The following is a 22,899-nucleotide window of genomic DNA, read 5'->3' as shown; positions in this document are numbered from 1 at the left end:
ATGGTTAGATTTATACTATCTATTCTAGTCGGCGCGGCTGTTGCGTTTGGTTTGTTCGTTGTTATGGCGAAACTAATCGAAAATTCAGCTCGTCCGGCGGATGAAGTAGCACCTGCTCCGATTATCGACATTGTCATGGCTGAGCCGGATGAAGAGACGCAAACGCGTACTCGTAAGCCGCCTCCGCCTCCGCCACCACCGCAAGAGCCACCTAAGTTAGAACAAACTGAGCCAGAGGCTGAAGAGCCTAGCACTGACGGCTTTAGTTTAGTTGTTCCAGGTATTGATACTGGTGGTGTTGGTGTGGATATCGGTGGTGTTGGCGCTATGGCGCGTGATGGTGAAGCAACTCCTATCGTTCGTATCGACCCGAAGTATCCTGTACAGGCTGCTCGTGACGGTAAGGAAGGTTGGGTAAAACTTCAGTTCACAATCAACGAAGTGGGTGGTGTAGAGGACATTGTTGTTCTTGAAGCTGAGCCTAAACGTCTATTCGATCGCGAAGCGCGTCGCGCGCTAGCGAAATGGAAATACAGACCAAAAATCGTTGATGGCAAGCCAGTTAAGCAGTTCAACATGTTTGTGCAACTAGACTTTACCTTGGAGCAATAATCATGATGAAGAAAATGTTTAATCGTTCAATCGTCGGGTCAATGCTTGCAGGTACGTTTTTGTTGTCGGCGCAAGTATATGCGCAGTCACAACCGATTGAATGTCCGGGATACCAAAAAGGTAAGACCCAGTTAGTGGGTGAGCGTACCGGTAAAAAAGTGCAACAGGCATTTGAGTTTTACAATCAGGACTTGATGACTGAAGCGCTTGAAGTTTTATACGATATTGACGCCTCCGATGATTTTGACAGAGCCTACGTAGACCGTTTTATCGGTAACTTGCTTGCTGCACAAGAGGGGCAGGGCACTAAAGCCTTGGATTATCTTAAAGGTGCCGTAAGTACGCGCGTACTTAATGATCTTGAATATACGCAAACGCTGAAGTTACTCGGCGATTTGAGTATGCAAGAGAAAAAGTATGGTGATGCGATCGATTGGTATACAAAGTGGATGGACATTACCTGTAAGCAAGATCCAGACGTTTATACGCGAATTGCACAGGCTTACTATGAGAATGGCCAGCTCGATAAAATGATCGATCCCGCTGATAAAGCGATTGCTTTGTATGACGAGCCAAATAAGAACCCTCACGTTCTTAAGTTGACTTCTTATTATGAGCGTAAGCTATATCCGCAAACGGTAGAAGTGGCAGAAATGTTGGTTAAGCTATTTCCTGAAACTAAGCAGTGGTGGACCCAGTTAGGTTTCTTCTACATGCTGGTCGAAGACTATAAGCGCGCACTTTCAATATTTGAAATTGCTCATGACCAAGGGTTTTTAACCAAAACGTCTGAAGTTAAGGCGTTGGCGCAGTTGTATGCGACAAACGATATTCCTTACAAATCAGCCAAGATACAACAGAAGTATATTGAGCAGGGTTTGATCAAGCGTGATGCAGATAGTTTGGCAGCACTTGCCAATACGCTGCACCAGGCAAAAGAATATCTGGACGCTGCCAAGTTTTACGGACAAGCGGCGAGCTTAAGCTCAGATCCCGAACACTTCCGTAAGCAAGGTGTGTTGTTGTTAACTGCCGAGCGCTACAAAGACGCGATTGTTGCATTGAATAGTGCATTAGAGCGTGGCGCACCGGATGAAGGGCGTATCCATTTCTCATTAATGGAAGCAAACTTCTATACGGGTAATTTCCGTGAAGCTTATCGTCATGTGCAACAAGCGAAGAAAGACAATTCAATTCGACGCAATGCACTTGCGTGGGAACCGTATATTCGCGAAAAGGCGAAGAACAGAGGAATTAATCTTTCCTAATCAAAAGCCCCGTAAGGGGCTTTTTTTATGCTTGTTTTCGAGTGCTGGTAGCCCTAATTCCGGCATGTGTTAGGCCCAAGCAATGAGCGAGTCTTGCCATGCTAGTCGTCTGTTTCAAGCGCTGTTAGCGCTATTTGCAATTCATCGCGCAATTTTTCAGCAAGCTGTTTCTTACCCTCTAGCGCAAATACACTAACCAGTTCTGTTAATTCGCAGCGCTGTTGCTTAGCGATGTGGTTTAATATTGGTAGGTTTTCGGTATTAGTAGCTATATCGCTAAAAGCTAGCAACGCCTCCTGAATAGAGGCAAGCCCTCGCCATCCAGCGATAAAATCATACAGTTTTCGCGTCTGTTGCAATGTGGTTAGCGCTCCTCCATGGTCAAACCATTGCTTTAGCGCTGGGTTTAACACTTTGGTGTACAAAACATTTTGACTGTTACTGGCTTTATTTTGCCGATCACCACTATAGAACCTTGAATATGCGTTTTTCTCCCAAAAGTTATTTAAATACGCTTTTTCACCAAATAGCGTAGACATAACATCAACATGTTTGCTTTTCGCTTGTTGTTCGACAAAGCCTAAAAGCGCACTAGCTACGCCATGCTGACGGGCTTGTTCTAACACCACTATCCGATTTATACGCCATGCACTCAAATGGCAGTACTCAGGAGATGCAGTATGAAAAGCCATGAGCTGCAATGACAGGTGTCCTTGTGGACGTCTTTGGCCTTGTGAGATGGGGCTGGCAAGTTCAGCTAACTGTGAATTTCCTTCCTTGATCACCACGCATGCACCTAATAACGAAGTGCTATTTTCAGCGATATAAATAGCATGGTCTGGTGAGTCAAGTAAGCGCACAAGGTCAGCAGTTTTTGTTTGATAGTGTGCATCTCGTAAAAGTGTAAACAGGGCATACAGTTTCTGCGGGGAACTCAGCAAAGCCGGGGATTCAATCTGGCGCAGGGTATAAGTTAGCGAAAGGTCTATTTTTTTAGGTTGGACGGCTTTTGCCAACGTTTGGCAAGTCATTTGTGCGAGTATGCTTTCGAGACGATCATTACGGTACCACCGGACCGGCTGCTCAAGTTGGTAATGGCTTAACGATTGATATAAAGGTTCAATGCCAGGGAGTAGGCGCTGTATGAACCCCTGACCAGTTCCCTCATATCCATCAGTGGTGGTTGTTAGCAGGCAACTTGGTGCTGCTTGGCATATACGTTCAAGCATTGGCACGGGGATGCTGGCAGCTTCATCAATGACCACTAAATCGACCTCAGATAAACGGCTGATATCATCGTCCGGCGCTGCATATTGAAGGTGCTCTCTGGCATTCATTGGATCCGTTTGCTGAAATATTGTTTGCGCAGCTTTGGCACGCGATGAAATCAGTATTACAGACTGAGAGCGTTGAATATATTGTTGGATAAGCCAGCTGGCTAGCCAGCTTTTGCCGCGGCCACGAGGTGCAGTTATGGCCACACAAACCTTGTGCGGTGATGCAAGTTGTCGCAAGACATTCTTTGCTATGTCGCTTTGGTCTTGGGTTTTAAATGGTGCGGCAACGTCAAACTGTGTTTTGTCAGCAGCTGCAACAGGTGATATCGGTAGTTTTACCTGTGCTGTTTTTTGTTCTATTGAGGCGATCGTGGCTTCATCTGCGAGCACGCTATTAAACCATTCGGCGAAATAGCTGTGTGAGATCTCGATTCCCAAAGAGGGTCGTTGTATGCAATCTAGCTCACTGGACCAATTTTCCCGCGCAGGACAAAGCAACACAATGAGTCCCTGATGACGCAAGGTGCCACTGACGGCGAGTAGTGCATCAATGTCTAAGTGCGCATGGGCATTAAAAATAATGAGGTCGAGCTCTTGCCCTAACCATTGCTTTGCATTACTTAACGCTGCATGTTGCTCATCGCTACCGCGAGTGCCAAGCCAGAGTCGCAATACTTCATTGTTAGTGCGCGAGGAAAAGTTACACCAAATGTGTTCAGCAATGCGCTCACCCCAGCTTTGCTCGCCACAGAGCAATAATAACTGACGATGATTAACAGTTTGGCTACGTTGGTTTAACCAATTAGCTATTTGTTTAACAGCATCCGCTGGGGCAATCATCTATACTCAACGCTATCGTTATTATGTAGCTATAGTGTATAGGAATTTGTATGCGGTTTTTATCTCGTCGTTTGGTTATGCCCGGCGATCTCAATTATGCCGGTTCATTGTTCGGTGGGCGAGCTTTAGAGTGGATCGATGAAGAGGCGGCGATATATGCCATTTGCCAGCTTGAAACCAATTGTTTGGTGACTAAACACATCGGTGAAATCAGCTTCGAATCACCTGCATTACAAGGGGATATTGTCGAGTTTGGTTTAGCGACTAAGGCGGTAGGCAGGACATCGATAACGGTCACTTGCCTAGTCCGCAACAAAGCGACGAAAAAAACGATTTGTCTTGCCGATGATATTGTTTTTGTTCAGGTCGACCCGAGCACGCGCCAGCCCGTAGCTCATGGCAAGACACTTGAGCATTTAGAAAAGCAAACCAAAGATGAATTAAAAACCCTAAACTTTTTACCTGACGCGTAAAAAATTGTTAATCCGCTATTACAGGGATAGTGATAGGGCGGATGGCATGTTAGACTTCAGTCGTCTTTTGGGACACATAACCTAGGGGTGCTAGTCGCGTTTTAATGCGACGTAAGCTGAGATCCATTGGGAAACCCTTATACCTGATCCGGATAATACCGGCGTAGGAATGGTAAAGCATCATCTTTAACACCTGCCGTGAAAACCGGGTCTTTTCATGTATTTTACGAAGAGATCCTATAACCATGAAACACTTTAAGTTAACTCCGTTAGCTGCGTTTTTAATAACCAGCAATGCGCAATCATTCGCCTATGCGCAGAGTGATGCCGCCGCGGGATCCAAGGATGCGGAAATTGAGCGCATCGTTGTTACCTCTGACTTCCGCCAGACTGCACTTGAACAATTGGCCGCCAGCGCGACTGTCCTCTCGAGTGAAACTATTGCGCAACGTCAAGCACAACATATTGATGCACTCATCGGTGCAATCCCAAACGTCAATTTCGCCAGCGGTGCATCGCGTGGGCGCTTTATTCAAATACGCGGGATTGGGGAACGTAGTCAATTCAGTGAACCGTTAAACCCTTCGGTCAATTTCACCCTTGATAATATTGATCTAACCGGACTATTTGCGCTTGCTCAACCCTTTGATATTGCTCAGGTAGAAGTGCTGCGAGGACCGCAAGCTACTGAGTTCGGCTTAGGGGCATTGGCGGGTGCAGTGAATATGCAAAGCGTGCAACCTGGTGCAGAACAGGTAAACCAGTTGCTTCTGTCGCTGGCCAGCAACAATACATGGCGTGCTGGTGTGGCCGTAGGAGGGGATTTGTCTCCTGCTTCAGGCTTCCGTGCATCTTGGCTAGAGCAGCGCAGTGATGGCGATATCACCAACACATTTTTAAACCGCGCAGATACCGATAATATTAATGAACAAGCGGGGCGTTTGGCCTATATGCTTCAGCTAAACGACACGCATAACTTATTGGTGAATTACCGCTACTTTGATATCGACAACGGCTACGACGCGTTTTCTCTCGATAATGATCGCAATACACGCTCTGACGAACCTGGATTTGATCGCAATGAAACACACGCAGTCAGTGTGCGCTTGGATTCCAGCACTGAGCTGGCGGATTGGCTGACGATTCTTTCGGTCACTGAAAGTGAAATGGGCTACGGCTATGACGAAGATTGGACTTTTACCGGTTTTCACCCGAATGGATATACCTCTTTTGATGCCTATTATCGCGATGTGGCGTCACGTTCATTAGAGATTCGCGCTACGTCTAAACAACCATTACTAATCAGCGAGCACGCCTTTGATTGGGTGGTTGGCGCTGTCTATCGCTCACGCGATGAAGATTTGCAGCGAGAATACACGTTCGCCGATGGTCCGTTTAGCAGTGCATACTCGCCGACTAATTTTGCGCTGTATGCGCGTGTGGATACTGAAATTAATAGTAAGTTTGGATTGCAATGGGGAATGCGGGTAGAGCATTCTGAATTAGATTACGCTGACAATACCGGTTTTACGGATGATGGAAGTGATACCCTACTGGGAGGGAAAATCGCCTTGAACTATCTGCTTGCGGATGGGGTGATTTACGGGAGTCTCTCGCGGGGTTATAAAACGGCTGGGTTTAACCCTGATGAGCGGGTGTCGGAGAATGCACGGCTATATGCGCCGGAGTATAACTGGAATTATGAAATTGGACTGAAACAGCGCTTGCCCGACACCAATGCGAGCTATCGTGTAGCACTATTTTATATGGATCGAGAGGATACCCAAGTCGCCGATTTTGATACCTTGTTGCGTGATAATGGCTCGACGGATTTTATCGACATTATTGGCAATGCTGATGTTGGAACCAATCGCGGCATTGAATTTGAAGCGCAGTGGCAAGTGACTAAACATTGGGGAATTGATGTTGCAGTTGGTTATTTGGATGCCACTTTTGCAGGTTATGTTACCAGTAATGGTGAGCGCGTGAATAAACAGCGGCAAGCTCAAGCGCCAGAATTTACCGCTAACCTCGCCTCGCGCTTCGCATTTGCAGATAATGGGCTGTGGCGAATTGAATTGGATTTTACCGACGATTATCGTTTTTCCGATGGGCACGACGTTACTTCACCGGGTTATGCATTAGTCGACACCTCGCTAGAGTGGCAGTGGCAGGCATTGCAGCTTCAGTTGTGGGTCAAAAACCTATTTGATCGCGACTACTATGTGCGCGGTTTTGGTGGTTTTAGTAATGACCCCAGAGACGGTGAATTCGGGTATGCGCAACCAGAGCCGTACTATCAATTTGGTAGTGAACGCCAGTTAGGTGCCACCCTCAATTGGTATTTTTAACGCAATACAAGGAGTATTGGCATGGCGCTATGTACCGCTGAGTTATCGCTTTATCCATTGGCGAATGATTACTTAAGTGTTATCAAAGGCTTTATTAATAAGTTACACGGTTACCCCGAACTCGAGATTGTTACGACGACAACGAGCACTCAAGTGCGAGGAGAATACAGTCATCTATTTGCGATTCTTGCGCGTGAAATTGAAACATTACACGAGACGACAGGGCAAGCCATACTGGTGTGTAAATTTCTAGCTGGAGAGCAGGTCGCGCCGGGACTGTATAAAGATGAGTAGTGGTAATGATGCAATGAGCGAAGTGTTGTGGCAACAGTTCATTGCGTTGCAGGGATTAGAGGCAATTGCAGTGGTGCTGGCCATCGCCTATGTGGTGTTGGCTGCACACAAAAATATCTGGTGCTGGCTGTGCGCTGGAATCAGTACACTGTTGTATACAATTGTGTTTTGGCACGTTAATTTGCCTTTCCAAGTCGTGTTAAACGCCTACTATGTGCTGATGGCTGTTGTCGGGTATTGGCAATGGCAACGCAGTGGTGATGAGGCAGATGTCTCGCGCTTAACGTTGACGCAAAATAGTGTGATCATTGCCGTTATCTTCACTGTTACTGCTGTTCTTGCTCATACCGTATCTAGTTACGTCGACACCCAATATGTGTATGTTGATGCATTTATTACTATCGCCAGCGTTATAACAACAGTGATGGTGGTGTACAAGAAACTTGATAATTGGGTTTACTGGTTGGTGATCAACGCTGTTTCTTGTTGGCTCTATTGGCAGGTGGAATTATATCTAACCAGTCTGTTGTTCTTGCTTTATGTTGGGTTGTCAGTCTATGGTTTACTGCAGTGGCGAAAAAGTCATAGCCTGACTCCAGCGAGGGACTAACGCTTATGCTTGCGAATAAGGATTTACCGCAGTCATTTTTCGATTCTTTAGGTATCGACGCTGACTACCAAATCCGCGAAATCAACGCGACTCCAGTCAATACAACGTATTGTATCTCCGCAGAAGGTGAGCGATTTCTGATCAAGCAATTTCACGCTGATCATATAACTGGCCGAGCTCGGCCTGCATTAATGGCCATGCAGCGTAAAATCGCGCGTACTGGATTGGCACCAATGCCACTGTACCTTAATCAAACTCAGGGTATTTATGCTGAGGACTGGGTAAGACATTCGATTGAACCGTTCACAGTGCTTGATGATCAGTTAAAAATGGAGCGACTGGCTAAAGCACTCGCGCTTACTCATGATTTAGCGATTTCAACGGTCATCAATGATTTGCCCAGTCAATGGGCACAATATTTAACCACCATTCCATACGAAGAACATAAGGTGTTGCAGGAGAAGATAAAGCAACTTCATAGCAGCTATGAAAGGGAGTTTGCCGATACTGAGCATCGTGTATTTTGTCACAATGACTTGGCGTTAAATCATATTATCGACCATACCAAGCCTGTTATTATCGACTGGGAATATGCGGCGACCGGCAATCGTTTTTTTGATATCGCATCCAGCATTAAGATTAACCAATTAAACCGCCAGCAAATCGAATATCTGACTCAACATTATGCGCATTTTTCAGGTTTCAGCGCAGCCGACGTGAAGGCTGGCTTGGCGAGGGTTCATGATTTGGTCGAATTAACCTATCAGCTTTGGTACGGTGCGGTTAAGGCCTTCACAAAAATCACCGAAAAGTGACTTTTTTCTTTACCTTTAAGCGCGCATACGTATAATGCGAGCGCGCTAGGGGTGTAGTTCGAATTGGTAGAACAGCGGTCTCCAAAACCGACGGTTGGGGGTTCGAGTCCCTCCACCCCTGCCACTTTTCTCTGCTACACTAAGCGTCTGTTGAGAACCCTCTTTAAGGCGGTCCGCAATGTCGACATCCAGACAAAATTATCAAAATGCTGTGCTTCAAGCCATGGGCGTCACATCGTGGCAGGCAAATGATCAAGCCGAACAGGTTCAGCAGGATGTTTGCGCTGCAATGCCGACAGAATTGGGGCATGGCGAAGTCATGTTGACTGACGAAAAGCCGAAGGTTGCAAAACTATTGTCAGCTGAGTTTTTACACGATCTTACTATTGCTGCACAGAACCTGGACCCAGACAGTGCGCCGATAACAGAATCAGCTACTCGCACACGAACGTTGGTCGTCGAAGGCGCAAACATCAGCTTACCGCAAGACGTAAAAACCGTGACGCCTGCCTTGAAGCAGCAAATATGGCAACAATTGATCCATCGTGGCTAGTCAAATTAGTCAGTTAGGCGCAGCCTCGGATCTCTGTAGACAAGCGTATCAGGTATGCAAGCATTCTCATCCGGTACCCTGGTCAGAAAGCGTATTTAACGATTGCTTGAGCTCACCTTATTTCGCAAATGCTATTTTAGACGGTAAAACCTTACAGGGTTATTACATCGGACTGATGGTTGCGGATGAAGCAACCCTTATGGATATAGCAGTGCATCCTTCTGCCCGGAAGCAAGGCGTCGGACGCCGTTTGTTGACCCATTTCATTGCTCAATGCGAACAGTTCAACGCAATGAGTTGTTGGCTCGAAGTGCGCGCTTCGAACACTGCTGCTATCGCGTTGTATGAGCAGTTCCATTTTGTCCAGATTGCGCGCAGAAAGGGATATTACGCTATGGCTGGCGATGCCAACGCTAAAGAAGATGCGCTCATCATGCAACGGACTTTAAAAAATTCATGAAACTTGGACTTTGCCCAAGACTTACTGCTAAACCCTTGTATAATACGCCCCATTCAAAATGCTTACGATCATAACAGCAGCAGCTCAATCACAATGATTAACCGCGTGCTTTTGACGCACGCAAAGTGGGACAGAATTGAACATGGCAAATGCCAAACTTTTAAGTGAAATCAACAAACGCCGAACCTTCGCTATTATCTCGCACCCGGACGCGGGTAAAACAACCATCACTGAAAAAGTATTGTTGTTTGGAAATGCGCTACAGACTGCAGGCACGGTAAAAGGTAAAAAATCTGGTCAACATGCTAAATCAGACTGGATGGAAATGGAAAAGGAGCGGGGAATATCGGTAACCACCTCGGTTATGCAGTTTCCCTATGCTGACTGTTTGGTTAATTTGTTAGATACGCCTGGGCACGAAGACTTTTCTGAAGATACCTACCGCACGCTAACAGCGGTTGATTCTTGTTTAATGGTTATCGATGCGGCAAAAGGGGTAGAGGATAGAACGCGTAAGTTAATGGAAGTAACGCGTTTGCGAGATACACCAATACTTACCTTCATGAACAAGCTCGATCGTGATATTCGAGATCCCATGGAGCTACTCGACGAGGTTGAGACCGAACTAGATATTTTATGCGCTCCGATCACGTGGCCAATTGGCTGTGGCAAGTTGTTTAAAGGTGTGTATCACCTGCATCGTGATGAAACAATTTTGTATCAGACGGGGCAAGGCCATACCATTCAAGCCGTCAGGATCATTAAAGGTTTGGATAACCCTGAATTAGATACTGCAATCGGCAGCGATTTAGCATCTCAATTGCGCGACGAACTCGAATTAGTCGTGGGCGCTTCGAACGAGTTTGACCACGAGTTGTTTATGCAGGGGCAATTAACGCCAGTCTTTTTTGGTACCGCATTAGGTAACTTTGGCGTAGACCATATGCTTGATGGTTTGACGGAGTGGGCGCCGACCCCACAGAGTCGCGAGACAGATGCGCGGGTGGTGGAATCCACCGAAGATAAATTCAGTGGCTTTGTATTTAAAATTCAGGCCAATATGGACCCCAAGCATCGCGACCGTATTGCCTTTTGTCGCATTGTGTCGGGTAAATATGAGAAAGGCATGAAAATGCGTCATACCCGGGTTGGCAAAGATATTCGTATCTCTGACGCGTTGACGTTTTTAGCGGGTGACAGGGCTTTATTAGAAGAAGCCTATGCAGGTGATATTATCGGCCTGCACAATCATGGTTCAATTCGTATTGGTGATACTTTTACCGCTGGCGAAGATCATCGATTTAAAGGGATCCCCAATTTCGCGCCAGAGTTATTTAAACGTATCCGTTTAAAAGATCCGTTGAAGCAAAAACAACTATTGAAAGGCTTGATCCAATTGTCTGAAGAAGGCGCGGTGCAAGTGTTTCGGCCACTGATCAACAATGACCTGATTGTCGGTGCTGTCGGTGTACTGCAGTTTGATGTCGTTGTAGCCCGTTTGAAGGCTGAGTACAACGTTGAGGCCATTTATGAATCGGTAAATGTATCAACTGCACGCTGGGTTTATTGTGACGATGCTAAGAAACTGGATGAATTCAGACGAAAATCTGAAAGCAATCTGGCGTTGGACGGTGGAGAAAATCTCGCCTATATTGCGCCGACTATGGTGAACTTGTCATTAGCGCAGGAGCGTTACCCCGACATTACCTTTAAAACCACTCGAGAGCACTAAAGTTAATCGATTATGAATTTACATGCGCTAATCACTCAACGATTTCAACAGGCCTTGCAGCAACTTGGCTTTGATGACAGCAAAGTACCGCTAAGTCGCAGCACGCGGCCAGAGTTTGGTGACTACCAGTTTAACGGCGCGATGGCACTGGCCAAAGCGTTAAAGAAAAACCCGCGCGAAATCGCGCAACAAATTCTGGCAACGGTCCAATTACAAGACATTGCTAGCCAGCTCGAGATAGCCGGCCCTGGATTTATCAACATTCATTTAAGCCATGACTTTTTAGCCAGTTGGGCAACCACAGCCAGCCAAGACGCGCGAGTGTCAATCAATGAGCAAACGGCGCAGACAGTTGTAGTAGATTATTCCTCTCCCAATCTCGCTAAAGAAATGCATGTTGGTCATTTACGTAGCACCATTATTGGCGACGCCACAGTTAAAGTTCTTGAGTTTCTTGGTCATAACGTCATTCGTCAAAATCATATGGGCGATTGGGGGACACAATTTGGCATGCTGTTGGCGCACTTAAGCGATCAACTCGCTGAAAACACAGTGGCTGAAACAGCGCTGAGTGACTTGGAAGACTTTTACCGTGCTGCGAAAGTACGTTTTGATGATGAAGATGGGTTTGCTGATCGCGCCCGCGAGTACGTGGTAAAACTGCAAAGCGGAGACGCGCAGTGTATGGCACTGTGGCAACAATTTATTGACGTATCAATTCAGCACAGCGAAGACGTTTACTCACTACTGAATGTTAGTTTAACGCGTGACGACGTAATGGGTGAGAGTGCTTATAACGACGACCTTGCGGCCGTAGTCAGTGAACTGAAAAACCAGGGCATTGCTGTTGAAGATCAGGGGGCGCAAGTGGTCTTTTTGCCAGAAATGGCGGATAAGGAAGGCAAGCCAGCAGTTTACATTATTCAAAAATCAGGCGGTGGCTACCTGTATGCGACTACCGATTTAGCTGCAATCCGCTATCGCAATGGCAAACTAAACGCAGATCGTACATTGATCTTCACTGATGCGCGCCAAAGCTTACACTTTAAGCAAACTGAAGTAGTGGCGCGCAAAGCAGGTTTCATCCGCGCTGAGCAAAGCTATGAGCACTGCCCCTTTGGTATGATGTTGGGTAAAGATGGCAAGCCGTTTAAGACCCGCACGGGTGGCACGGTTAAACTGCATGATTTACTGGTAGAGTCAGTGCAGCGGGCAGAAAAACTGCTTATCGAGCGGGCGGCAGGTCAAAGCGTCGATCCTGAGCTAGCCAAGAAAATTGGGATTGGGGCGGTGAAATATGCTGACTTGAGCAAGAATCGCACAACAGATTATATCTTTGATTGGGACCAGATGCTCAGTTTCGAAGGGAATACGGCGCCTTACTTGCAGTACGCGTTTACCCGAATTCAAAGCATTTTTGAGAAGTTTACTGGTGAGTTTACTCCCGCTGCAGTGCAAATCGTTGCCAATGAGGAAAAGTCTCTAGCAACCAAGCTACTGCAGTTTGAAGACGCGCTACTTACCGTAGCAGAAGAGGCTACTCCGCACGTGCTTTGTGCTTATCTATACGATTTGGCCAGTGGTTTCATGCGCTTTTATGAAGCCTGCCCAATACTTAAAGAAGGCGTTGATGCTGAGACTCAGGTGAGTCGTTTAACGCTAGCTCATTTGACAGCAAAGACACTGCAGTTAGGGCTAAACCTGTTAGGTATTGGAACTGCAAAACGGATGTAATTGGAAGGTGGTCATGATTGACCACCATCCATGTACTGGCTGAGTCCTTCTACATGTTTACGGGTTTCGTCGACCAAAGAACCAATCTCTTTGGCTGATTCAGTTGTGCGTAGCGCTAAACTGCGCACTTCGTCAGCTACAACGGCAAAACCTCGTCCAGCCTCGCCCGCGCGCGCAGATTCAATAGCTGCATTTAAGGCCAGCAGATTGGTTTGATCCGAAATACTATTGATGGTTTCAATGATACTACTGATCCGTGCAAGCACCTGCGACATGGCTGTGTGTGTTTGTGACAATACAGCGTTCCGTTCAGAAACATCTGCACCAAAAACTAGAATCTTATTCAGATTACCATCTTCATCTTGCACCGGAGAAATGGCAGCAGCAAGACGAACTTGTTGGTTGTTTGCCGCGATTGTGAATTCAGTATTAATAAATTCCCCCTGATGCAATAGTTGCCAATGTTCCGCGTTGATATAATCTTTTAAAAGCTTAATTGAACCTTGCAGCGTACTTTGATCCTTGGCTTTAAAGGCATCTATTGCCAGTTTATTGGCCAATTGTAAGCGTCCTTCAGCGTTAAACTCTAATACGATATTAGCGTGACTGATGGCATCCATGCGGACATCATTTTCTAGCGCGCGACGTTTGGTTTTATCAATATTGGCTTGGATGGAAACAAACTGCTTGAGCTGTTGATGCTCATCAAAAACGGGATTCACCGCGAGGCTTATCCAATAGGGTTCACCTTGCTTGGTGTAGTTGAGTATTTCTTCATAAAACGGCTCACGACGTTCGAGCTTTGTGCGGATCCGCTTCCGAGTCTCATCAGACGTGTGTTTGCCTTGCAGAATTTGCCCAGGTTTTTTACCCACCACGTCTTCCGCGCTATACCCCGTTAATTTACTAAATCCTGGGTTGATGTATTCAATTAACCCTTGGGCGTCAGTGATTATCACTGAGTTGTCAGTTTCATTCGCCACTAGCGACAGTAGCGCAATCTGATCACGTTGAGCTTTTTCCTCAGTAATGTCTTTTACGAAAGCTGTGTAGGTGATTTTATCGCCAACCATGACTTTAGATAGTGATAAATTGCCCCACAATTTACCGCCATCGGCACGCTCAATTTCGACTTCGCGTGATGTACCAACAATGCGGTCCTCACCAGTTCGACGATTACGGTTGACCATTTCATCATGCTGACTTTGGATTATTTGTGGCACGAGCATTTTAACATTTTGCCCAAGTACCTTATCTCTCCCAATGCCCCAAAGATTTTCAGCTGCATGATTGAAAAATGTCACATTGTTATTTTCATCAATGCTAACAACCGCATCGATACACTGCTCTAAGGTTTGGTCGATACGCTCTTGTGCTTCTTTTTGCACCGAAATATCTTTAATAAACGCAGTGTAATGAAAGCCATCCGAGTGAGGAACCTTAGACAAGGATAAGTTGCACCATTTGCGTTCCCCTGAACGCGTTTCGACTTGAACATCGCGCGAGGTACCCACTATCTTGTCAGCTTTTCCCTGACGGTTGGCGTTTACATAATTATCATGGTTCGCTCTGAATTCGCTGGGTACCAGCATTTTTACGTTCTTACCCAAGACTTCATCACGTTTATAGCCAAACAAGGCTTCAGCGGCACGATTGATAAAAGTGATATTGTTGTTTGCATCGATGCTAATAATGGCATCGATTGCCTGTTCTAAAATTCCTGTTACATTAGTTCCGTTTATTAAATTTAAAAGATTTTTAAACATAAAAGGCCTTTTACTGCTTCGGGCTTGTGATGATCATTATCTGCCCATTCACGTAACACTTTAATTGAAAATATGAATTTAGGAAAATAGCATGATCAAATTACTGGCTTTTTCAGGGAGCGCGCGTAAAAACTCCTACAACCAAGCTGTCGCAGCAGCTGCAGCTAAGGCTGCTGAAGCTGAGGGAGCTGAAGTAACACTGATCAATCTGGCAGATTATCCGATGCCAATTTTTAATGAAGATGATGAAGCCGAGCAAGGTATTCCTGCTAATGCACAAGCGTTCAAAGAACTGTTAATGGCGCATGACGGTTTCATCATTGTGTCACCGGAATATAATTCCAGTTATCCTGCATTATTAAAAAATGCCATTGATTGGGCCAGTCGCAAGGTGGGTGACGAAAAGCCGCTTGAAGCCTTTAAAGGCAAGAGTGCGCTTATTATGGCGTCTTCGGCGGGTGCCCTTGGGGGTATGCGAGTGTTAGTTGTATTGCGGATGTTGCTGGGAAATATCGGCGTGCATGTAATACCAGACCAAAAAGCCATTGGTAAAGTTAACACATTACTCAACGACGCGGGTGAGTTAACTGACGAAAAGACCAATCAGCAAATTGGCCGCTTAGTCGGAAATTTGATTTCATTTACTCAAGGACTAAAGGGTTAAATTAACCTTACCGATGCCACTTTTCGTATGCTTAGCGCAATTACACGGAAAGTGGCTAATAGTATATTGGGCGGTAAAATGATTGATGCTACATCGTTATTGCAGCGCTACCCAATAGGTTAATGCTAGAACAGCCAGAAAATAGGTAAGTATCACTCGGTTGCGATTAGTCGTCTTGCGGTATTGAATTTATCTAATCTATACCAAATCAAGCTGTAAACTCAGCGCTAAATTCGGTAGTATCCGCAATCATTTTTGTAATCCGAAGCTCAGCATGTTTGAAGTGAATCCTGTCCATACCGCTATCGAAGATATTCAATCCCGCACTCAGTTGCTTAGGGGGTATCTTTGACTACGATCTCAAAGTAGAACGTCTCGAAGAAGTTAATCGTGAATTGGAAAGTCCCGATGTTTGGAATGAGCCAGAGCGGGCTCAGGCATTAGGCAAAGAGAAGGTTGCGTTAGAGCAAGTGGTAGAAACCATTCGCGAGTTGGATCAGGGTAGCGAAGACGTACTTGGCTTGGTTGAGCTTGCGGTTGAAGCGGAGGATCAAGAAACCTTCGACGAAGCACAGCAAGAACTGTCTGTGTTAACTGAAAAGTTAGAAGCACTTGAGTTTCGACGGATGTTTTCTGGGCCAAATGATAGTTGCGATTGCTACTTGGATATTCAGTCGGGTTCCGGCGGGACAGAAGCGCAGGACTGGGCCAATATGCTGCTGCGCATGTATTTGCGTTGGGGAGAGGAGCACGGTTTTAAAACCGAATTGATAGAAGTGTCCGATGGTGATGTGGCGGGTATAAAAAGTGCAACTATTCGCTTTGGCGGCGAATACGCATTTGGTTGGTTACGCACAGAAACCGGAGTGCACCGCTTAGTGCGTAAATCTCCCTTTGACTCAGGTAATCGTCGACATACCTCTTTCGCGTCAGCGTTTATTTATCCCGAAATTAATGATGATATTGAAATCGAGATTAATCCTGCCGATCTCAGAATAGACACCTACCGTGCCTCAGGTGCGGGTGGACAGCACGTTAACCGAACTGACTCTGCAGTACGAATTACGCATATTCCAACCAACATTGTTGTGCAATGTCAGAATGACCGCTCGCAACATAAGAACAAAGACCAAGCGTTTAAGCAATTAAAGGCCAAGCTTTACGAATATGAACTGCAAAAACAAACGGCCGAAAAGCAAGCGATGGAAGACAATAAATCTGACATTGGCTGGGGCAGCCAAATTCGATCCTACGTGTTAGACGACTCACGGATTAAAGATCTGCGCACTGGCGTAGAAACCCGAAATACGCAAGCAGTGCTGGATGGTGATCTCGATCGCTTTATCCAAGCAAGCTTAAAATCTGGACTTTAGACAGGACCTGCAATGACTGAATCAAACACGACTGTGGCACAGGCGACACTTGAAGAAAATAAACTAATTGCAGAGCGTCGCGCGAAACTCGACAGTATCCGAGAAAATTGTTCTGCTAACGGCTTTCCAAATACTTTCCGGCGTGAGCACTACGCTCAACAGTTGCAAGATAATTATGGCGAGCAAACCAAAGACGCGTTAGCTGAGCAGAATATTCCGGTCAGCGTTGCGGGCCGGATCATGGCCAAACGCGGGCCATTTTTGCTCCTACAAGATATGACTGGACGGATCCAATCATATGCCAGTAAAGATACCCAGAAAGTCATTAAAGAGCGCTATGGCAGCCTGGATATCGGCGATATTATTGGCGTCAGTGGGCCTTTGCACAAGTCAGGGAAAGGCGACTTATATGTAGATATGCATAGCTTTGAGTTGTTAACCAAAGCATTGCGACCATTGCCAGAGAAGTTTCACGGGCTTGCCGATCAGGAAACCAAATATCGACAACGTTACGTTGATTTAATTACGTCTGAGCAAACTCGTAAGACCTTTAAAGTGCGCAGTCAGGTTGTGTCTGCAATTCGCCAATTTTTAGCCGAACGCGATTTCCTTGAAGTTGAAACTCCAATGCTACAAGTGATCCCAGGCGGCGCTACGGCAAAGCCATTTATCACTCATCATAACGCTATGGACATCGATATGTATTTGCGTATCGCACCTGAGTTGTACCTGAAGCGCTTGGTGGTTGGCGGTTTCGAACGTGTGTTTGAGATTAATCGTAATTTCCGCAATGAAGGTTTGTCGACCCGTCATAACCCAGAATTTACCATGCTAGAGTTTTATCAAGCCTACGCGGATTACTATGATTTAATGGATTTGACTGAAGAAATGTTACGCTCGGTCACGCAACAGGTATTGGGCACGCATAAAGTCACTAGTACGCAAAAAGACAATGAAGGCAATGTTGTTGCATCGACAGATTATGATTTTGCCCAACCGTTTGTGCGCTTAACCATGAATGACGCGATTTTGCGTTATTGGCCCGAACAGCAACTAGGCCCAATTTCAGCAGAAGATAAGGCCGCCATTGAGAACCCAGAGGCAAACCTCGAAACGTTGCAGCGGATAGCCAAGCAATTGCATATCAAAGAGCCAGAGGTTGATGGTATCTGGGGAGCAGGGAAATACTTGTGTGAGATTTTTGAAGCGACAGCAGAAGAAAGGCTCGACCAACCAACATTTATCACTGCATATCCGTGGGAAGTATCTCCATTAGCTCGACGCAATGATGAGAATCCGTTTATTACCGATCGCTTTGAGTTTTTTGTCGGCGGACGCGAGATTGCTAACGGCTTTTCAGAGCTCAACGACCCTGAAGATCAAGCTGAACGTTTTCTTAAGCAAGTATCAGAGAAAGATGCCGGTGACGACGAGGCCATGCATTTTGATGCTGATTACATCCGCGCTCTAGAGCACGGCTTACCACCAACCGCTGGCGAGGGAATTGGGATTGATCGCTTAGTCATGTTGCTAACTGACAGCCCAACGATTAAAGACGTTATATTGTTCCCACACATGAAACCAGAACTTTGATCGACCTGCCGTTCGCTGAGGTGAACGGCATAATGATTCAATCTTTTCTAAGCGCATGCGTTTACTACAATTATTTGCGGGTAAAAAAGCTAGAAGTTTCCGGCCTGTGCTAATCTAAAAGTACCTAAATCTTATTTTGGAGTGTGATGCGCGATGCGACCAAAAATTAATTTGTGCTTTGCTGATCGCATGATCAGAGGGGTTATCAGCGTCGTTGCCATTGGTTATGGAGTCTTCTTCGGGGACGATATTGGCGACCTATTACTGCAAACGCTGGTCATTATATTTGGTGTTCTGAATCTAATTTCCTTTGCTGTTGGTTGGTGCCCGGTATATGGCATGGCTAACATCAGTACCTGTAAGGAGCATATGGAGTAATGCTGTCGGTACAGGAACGTCTCTTGCCTGAAGAAGACGTTCGTCTGCGGCGTAAGTTGTTATTCGGTTCGATTAGTTTAGCGATTGTTGTCTCGGTTATTTTTATCTTTGTGGCCTACAAATTAGCGTCTGATCTAGGTTTAGAGTTGGAGCAACAAACCACTCGAGCACAACTTATCTATTATTCGCAACAACTATTTTCTGAACCTCAACAGACCGAGCCTGACTTTCTCGTGTTTGCAGAATCACGCATTGATAACACCATTGTTGGGATTTGGTATGTTCAACAAGCACGATGGTTAACCGGGCATGGGAATGAAGAGTTACAAACGTTGGCTGAGGATTTAGCTCAGCAACGAACTGACTCTGGCTACCATAAGTTGCGACAGCAAGAATTAGTCTGGGCAAAAGCGACCTATGATGGGCATACATTAATTTTATTGCGCCGCGCAGATGCTTTGAGTCTAGCCTTGTCATATGTTGCAAAGCGACTGTCAATCACCGCTTTTATGACCTTTTGGCTAGCGATATGGGCTGCGCTGATAATTAGTGCCATAGTGACTCGACAGTTTGAGAGTAATCAGCGCCGTTTACGGCATTTAGCGACACATGACACATTAACAAAATTACCTAATCGAAATTATTTGTCAGATACCCTGCATGAGATTGAAAGCGCTGATAATGACTCACTGTTGGCCATGGTACTTATCGATTTGGATAAATTTAAGGCGATCAATGACACTTTAGGTCATACTGCAGGGGATGCCGTTTTGCGAGCGGTTGCAGATCGCTTGCGAGAGGTTACGCCTAAAGGGGCATTGTTAGTGCGCTTAGGCGGGGACGAATTTGTTGTCTTATTCAAGCGAGCTGACCGCAAGCAATGTCAAAGCTTCGCTGAAACCGTGATTAAGTGCTTCCGTGAGCCATTGCAAGTCAATCATGCCTATTATGAAATCGGTGCCAGTATCGGCATTGCGTTGAACGATAGCGCCGAACACAGCAATAATGGTCTTTTGCAACATGCTGATATGGCCATGTACCGAGCGAAGCGTCTGCGATTGGGGTTTCAGTTCTACGATCCGGAAAAGGACGAGGTGTCTACCATTAAATTTGCTTTGCGCGGTCAGCTAGCCAACGCTCTAAAAGAAAAGCAATTGGTCTTGCATTACCAACCCAAAATAGCCAATCAAGATGGCCGAGTGTACGGTCTGGAAGCGTTGGTTCGTTGGCAGCATCCTGATTATGGCTGTTTATCCCCTGCGATGTTTGTTGACTTGTTTGAACAAAGCGAATTGATAAACGAATTCACTCGAACAATTTTAAAGCAGGCTATTGAACAGCTGGCAGATTGGTTACAAGCCGGTTTTGATGTGCAAGTTTCGGTCAATTTGTCTCCCTATAACCTACTGGATGAAATGCTGGTTCCCGAGATTTTTGACTTACTCGAAAAGTTTCAGGTTGACCCTGAGCGCCTTGAGCTAGAATTGACAGAAAGTGCCACTATGGTGGATATAGAAAGTACAATTGCTGTGCTTAGTAAGCTAAAGAATCGAGGTTTGACACTGTCTTTGGATGATTTCGGCATTGGGATGAGTTCGCTCGCCTATTTGCGCCAACTAAAAGTTGATTTTATTAAGCTAGACAAACAGTTTGTGGTGGACATAGAAGAAGGCGACAGCGATGGACGGTTTATCAAAGGCATGGTCGACTTGTGTCATTCGCTTAACAAGCTGGTGGTCGCTGAGGGCGTTGAAACAGCAGAACAAGCAGAGGTTTTGCGTAATTTAGGTTGTGATTATTTACAAGGGTATTATTTTTCACGTCCTCTTGAGGCGCAGAGCGTGTCGGCTTATCTTCGTGAGTCAAATGATAGTGCGGTAACTTCCGCCAACAGTCGCTGATTGTTGGGGCAGGATAAACCGAGTGAGTCAGCGCGCCTCGCCAGATAACCGTTGATGGCTTCAATCTCAGTCTCCCGTCCGAATACGATATCTTGGTGCATAGAAGAGTAATTACGCTGGGTCAGTGTAGCAATGGTTCTGACCTTGTCGCTAATTGTCTGGGGAGATGCTTTGAGACCTTCAGCTTGCATGACCGAGGCTATTTCTTGGGCTAATGCAGTAATCATGGTTTGCCATTCTGCGGCGAGTAAACCACCGTTTCGCATGTTGTTGAGTGCAGTTAGTGGGTTGATAATTGCATTAACTGCCAGCTTATCCCATAGCGTTTGCTTAAGGTTAGTTGTCCATTCTACAGGACCCAGTCCATGATTAAGCACTTGTGTAATCGCATCTTTTTCCGCGCGTGAAACCTCTTGTCGACTGCCAACAAGAGTAGCACCGCTGCCGGTCTGTTGGCATGAACTCGGCGTTGCTTTGAATGCACCTATGCTGGTCGTGGCAATAAACACCCGGTGTTGCTCTTCATAATCTTGCAAAAGCGCAGGTTCAATAATCCCGTTGTGCAATAACAGTAGGGTTGTATTTGCCAAAAAATATTGCTTGAACTGCGCTAATGCCGCAATTATCTGATAGCTCTTAACTGGGATGACCACCAGATGAGAAGAGCAATCACTTGGCCATACGTTAAGCTGCGTTGCAAGACTATGTTCAGCGCCATCTAAGGTGATAAAGCGAGTCGCCGCCTCAGTGCGAACATGGCGTGCTAAGTGTTCAATTTCTTTGACGTGTTGTAGGTGGTAGGCGAGGACATTTCCAATTGCACCATTACCTATAATATCCACCTGTCTAAACGGCATAGTTTGATTCATTGGGCTAATTGTGATCGCGGCCACGGTAAATCACCAAACGGCCCTATTTCGGTTAGAATGCGGTGAACGTCGGGCGCTTGAAAGTGTTCACCTACGGGCGTCAATGCGGAGAAGCTGTAAGGTTGATTGCGCCAAACAAACGACAACTGGGCAGCATGCAGGTACATTCGGTCAGCAGGCCTTTTGCCATAGCGACGGTCTCCCAGTATGGGGGCACCGATGGCAGCTAAAGACACACGTAATTGATGGGTTTTACCGGTGTAAGGTTTGAGCACAAAGAGGCGAGCGCGAGCTTCAGACAGCGCGATGGAATAACTAAAAAATTGGGTATAGGCAGGATTTTCTTGGCTATTTTGTAACTTATAGTTTCCACGCCTGACTTTGCGTAAATCACCTATTATGTGGCCTTGTTTTTTTTGTGGTTTTTTATCGCTGATGGCAAGGTAAAACTTTTGTACATAGCGCTTACTGAATAGTTTGTTAAGTTCGGCCGTCACAGTTTTGTTTTTTCCGATGACCATTAACCCTGAGGTATCTGTATCGAGACGGTGCACGAGAAAAAACGACTCAATTCCGACCTGTGCTAGATGGTGCTGCAAATTATTTTCGCCATCGGAGTAATGCATACAAATCCCAGCTGATTTGTTGACTATAGCGAAGGCGTCATTCTGGTAAACAACCTCAACGCGTGGCGCAATGCAGGATTGTTGCATCAGTCGCCGAGTAACGTTTGCGCAGTGGTGTAGTCAAGATCAGCAATCGCCTCGTGCATCGCTGCATGTTTGTGTGCTGGGATTTGAGCTGCTTCCAGAAAGTCGTCAAGTTGTTCAGGACTGATGAAACGATGGGCACTTAGCGCTTGCTTGAACTCATCAAGTGCTTGATTACTGTTGCCAGCATTAGCTGCAGACGCATCACAATATTCCTCAATTTGCGCTAATGTCTGGCTTAACGCGGATTGTAAACTACTTAATTCTGCGCTCGCGCCTTGGCTTTTAACATCATCATCCGTCACTTTGGCGATAGAGTGCAGGTAATCAAGCCCTAAATTGCCACTGACGCCTTTGATCGTATGCACAAGTAATTGCATCGCGTCCTGGTTGTTTTGCGTTTGAAATTCCGCTACCTTCTGGGCACTTTCGCGGTATTCCTGCAGAAAACGCAGTAATAATTTTTTATACAGAGCTTCATTATCACTGAGTTGTTTTAAACCAAACTCTTTATTGATAAGCAGTAATTCAGCATTCATGGTGAGCCTCTGACAAAAATAGTAGCTTGAGTGTACTTGAATATTCTGGGCAGTTGTAGCTTTGGAATCGGTTGGAAAATAAAGATT

Annotated in this window: 21 protein-coding genes, 1 tRNA gene and 1 riboswitch; of the genes, 17 read left to right on the top strand and 5 right to left on the bottom strand. The window is 45.9% G+C overall.

The window, feature by feature from the left end:
- Together CSH92_RS00950 and CSH92_RS00945 are read left to right on the top strand one after the other, a co-directional pair.
- Positions 1–612: an energy transducer TonB gene (locus CSH92_RS00950; protein WP_100655731.1), complete on the top strand. Its 612-nt coding sequence runs from the start codon at positions 1–3 to the stop codon at positions 610–612.
- A 2-nt stretch (positions 613–614) separates the two neighbouring features.
- Complete coding sequence (locus CSH92_RS00945; protein ID WP_205662113.1) at positions 615–1,880, top strand: tetratricopeptide repeat protein; 1,266 nt, start codon at positions 615–617, stop codon at positions 1,878–1,880.
- Between the two features lie 101 nt (positions 1,881–1,981).
- On the opposite strand, the gene CSH92_RS00940 is transcribed toward CSH92_RS00945, so the two are convergent.
- Positions 1,982–3,997, bottom strand: a complete 2,016-nt coding sequence (locus CSH92_RS00940; protein ID WP_100655730.1) for a tRNA(Met) cytidine acetyltransferase TmcA domain-containing protein — start codon at positions 3,995–3,997, stop codon at positions 1,982–1,984.
- Positions 3,998–4,047: 50 nt separating this feature from the next.
- Here CSH92_RS00940 and CSH92_RS00935 point away from each other — a divergent pair, with 50 nt between their 5' ends.
- The 10 genes from CSH92_RS00935 (at position 4,048) to argS (ending at position 13,019) form a co-directional block, all read left to right on the top strand.
- Positions 4,048–4,470 (top strand): acyl-CoA thioesterase, encoded by a 423-nt coding sequence (locus tag CSH92_RS00935; RefSeq protein ID WP_100655729.1) that lies wholly within the window; start codon positions 4,048–4,050, stop codon positions 4,468–4,470.
- 73 nt (positions 4,471–4,543) lie between these two features.
- Positions 4,544–4,657, top strand: a riboswitch (TPP riboswitch).
- 58 nt (positions 4,658–4,715) lie between these two features.
- Positions 4,716–6,821 carry a TonB-dependent receptor gene (locus tag CSH92_RS00930; protein WP_100655728.1) on the top strand — a complete coding sequence of 702 codons (2,106 nt, stop codon included), beginning with the start codon at positions 4,716–4,718 and terminating at the stop codon, positions 6,819–6,821.
- A gap of 21 nt (positions 6,822–6,842) precedes the next feature.
- On the top strand, positions 6,843–7,115 hold the full coding sequence (locus CSH92_RS00925) for a YkoF family thiamine/hydroxymethylpyrimidine-binding protein (RefSeq protein ID WP_100655727.1): 273 nt from the start codon (positions 6,843–6,845) through the stop codon (positions 7,113–7,115).
- Entirely contained in the window at positions 7,108–7,725 is a 618-nt protein-coding gene (pnuC, locus tag CSH92_RS00920; protein ID WP_100655726.1) for a nicotinamide riboside transporter PnuC, read from the top strand. The genes CSH92_RS00925 and pnuC overlap by 8 nt, the downstream gene beginning before the upstream one ends.
- Before the next feature lie 5 nt (positions 7,726–7,730).
- On the top strand, positions 7,731–8,540 hold the full coding sequence (locus tag CSH92_RS00915; protein WP_100655725.1) for a phosphotransferase: 810 nt from the start codon (positions 7,731–7,733) through the stop codon (positions 8,538–8,540).
- Positions 8,541–8,587: 47 nt separating this feature from the next.
- Positions 8,588–8,664 (top strand) — tRNA-Trp (locus CSH92_RS00910).
- 54 nt (positions 8,665–8,718) lie between these two features.
- On the top strand, positions 8,719–9,093 hold the full coding sequence (locus CSH92_RS00905) for a hypothetical protein (RefSeq protein WP_100655724.1): 375 nt from the start codon (positions 8,719–8,721) through the stop codon (positions 9,091–9,093).
- A complete protein-coding gene (rimI, locus tag CSH92_RS00900) occupies positions 9,086–9,553 on the top strand; it encodes a ribosomal protein S18-alanine N-acetyltransferase (RefSeq protein ID WP_240612698.1) in 468 nt (155 codons plus the stop codon). The genes CSH92_RS00905 and rimI overlap by 8 nt, the downstream gene beginning before the upstream one ends.
- Positions 9,554–9,695: 142 nt before the next feature.
- Positions 9,696–11,285, top strand: coding sequence for a peptide chain release factor 3 (prfC, locus tag CSH92_RS00895; protein WP_100655723.1), 1,590 nt, complete (start codon positions 9,696–9,698; stop codon positions 11,283–11,285).
- Positions 11,286–11,297: 12 nt separating this feature from the next.
- Positions 11,298–13,019 carry an arginine--tRNA ligase gene (gene argS / locus CSH92_RS00890; RefSeq protein WP_100655722.1) on the top strand — a complete coding sequence of 574 codons (1,722 nt, stop codon included), beginning with the start codon at positions 11,298–11,300 and terminating at the stop codon, positions 13,017–13,019.
- Between the two features lie 11 nt (positions 13,020–13,030).
- On the opposite strand, the gene CSH92_RS00885 is transcribed toward argS, so the two are convergent.
- Complete coding sequence (locus CSH92_RS00885) at positions 13,031–14,785, bottom strand: PAS domain S-box protein (RefSeq protein WP_100655721.1); 1,755 nt, start codon at positions 14,783–14,785, stop codon at positions 13,031–13,033.
- 91 nt (positions 14,786–14,876) lie between these two features.
- Here CSH92_RS00885 and CSH92_RS00880 point away from each other — a divergent pair, with 91 nt between their 5' ends.
- From CSH92_RS00880 to CSH92_RS00860, 5 genes are all read left to right on the top strand, one after another.
- Positions 14,877–15,449 (top strand): NADPH-dependent FMN reductase, encoded by a 573-nt coding sequence (locus tag CSH92_RS00880; RefSeq protein WP_100655720.1) that lies wholly within the window; start codon positions 14,877–14,879, stop codon positions 15,447–15,449.
- 274 nt (positions 15,450–15,723) lie between these two features.
- Positions 15,724–16,822, top strand: a protein-coding gene (gene prfB / locus CSH92_RS00875; protein ID WP_100655719.1) for a peptide chain release factor 2 whose coding sequence is annotated in 2 segments (ribosomal slippage) — positions 15,724–15,798 and positions 15,800–16,822 — 1,098 coding nt in all. Because the reading frame shifts where the segments join, the coding sequence is not laid out codon by codon here.
- 12 nt (positions 16,823–16,834) lie between these two features.
- The gene (gene lysS, locus CSH92_RS00870; protein WP_100655718.1) at positions 16,835–18,415 is read left to right on the top strand and encodes a lysine--tRNA ligase; all 1,581 of its coding nucleotides are present in this window, start codon (positions 16,835–16,837) and stop codon (positions 18,413–18,415) included.
- Positions 18,416–18,568: 153 nt separating this feature from the next.
- Complete coding sequence (locus tag CSH92_RS00865; RefSeq protein WP_100655717.1) at positions 18,569–18,793, top strand: YgaP family membrane protein; 225 nt, start codon at positions 18,569–18,571, stop codon at positions 18,791–18,793.
- Positions 18,793–20,694 carry a putative bifunctional diguanylate cyclase/phosphodiesterase gene (locus tag CSH92_RS00860; protein ID WP_100655716.1) on the top strand — a complete coding sequence of 634 codons (1,902 nt, stop codon included), beginning with the start codon at positions 18,793–18,795 and terminating at the stop codon, positions 20,692–20,694. Before CSH92_RS00865 ends, CSH92_RS00860 begins: the two co-directional genes overlap by 1 nt.
- On the opposite strand, the gene CSH92_RS00855 is transcribed toward CSH92_RS00860, so the two are convergent.
- Genes CSH92_RS00855 through CSH92_RS00845 form a run of 3 tightly spaced genes read right to left on the bottom strand, consistent with a single transcriptional unit; the run spans position 20,643 to position 22,812 of the window.
- Entirely contained in the window at positions 20,643–21,551 is a 909-nt protein-coding gene (locus tag CSH92_RS00855) for a ketopantoate reductase family protein (protein ID WP_164084622.1), read from the bottom strand. The two genes, CSH92_RS00860 and CSH92_RS00855, sit on opposite strands and share 52 nt — an antisense overlap.
- An 8-nt stretch (positions 21,552–21,559) precedes the next feature.
- A complete protein-coding gene (locus CSH92_RS00850; RefSeq protein ID WP_100655714.1) occupies positions 21,560–22,276 on the bottom strand; it encodes a TIGR01621 family pseudouridine synthase in 717 nt (238 codons plus the stop codon).
- Positions 22,276–22,812 carry an Hpt domain-containing protein gene (locus CSH92_RS00845; RefSeq protein WP_100655713.1) on the bottom strand — a complete coding sequence of 179 codons (537 nt, stop codon included), beginning with the start codon at positions 22,810–22,812 and terminating at the stop codon, positions 22,276–22,278. Before CSH92_RS00845 ends, CSH92_RS00850 begins: the two co-directional genes overlap by 1 nt.
- Positions 22,813–22,899: the final 87 nt, after the last annotated feature.

The sequence above is a fragment of the Neoalteromonas flava genome (genome assembly GCF_002807685.1).
Taxonomy (GTDB): domain Bacteria; phylum Pseudomonadota; class Gammaproteobacteria; order Enterobacterales; family Alteromonadaceae; genus Alteromonas_E; species Alteromonas_E flava.
This window is presented reverse-complemented; position numbering and strand designations above follow the sequence as displayed.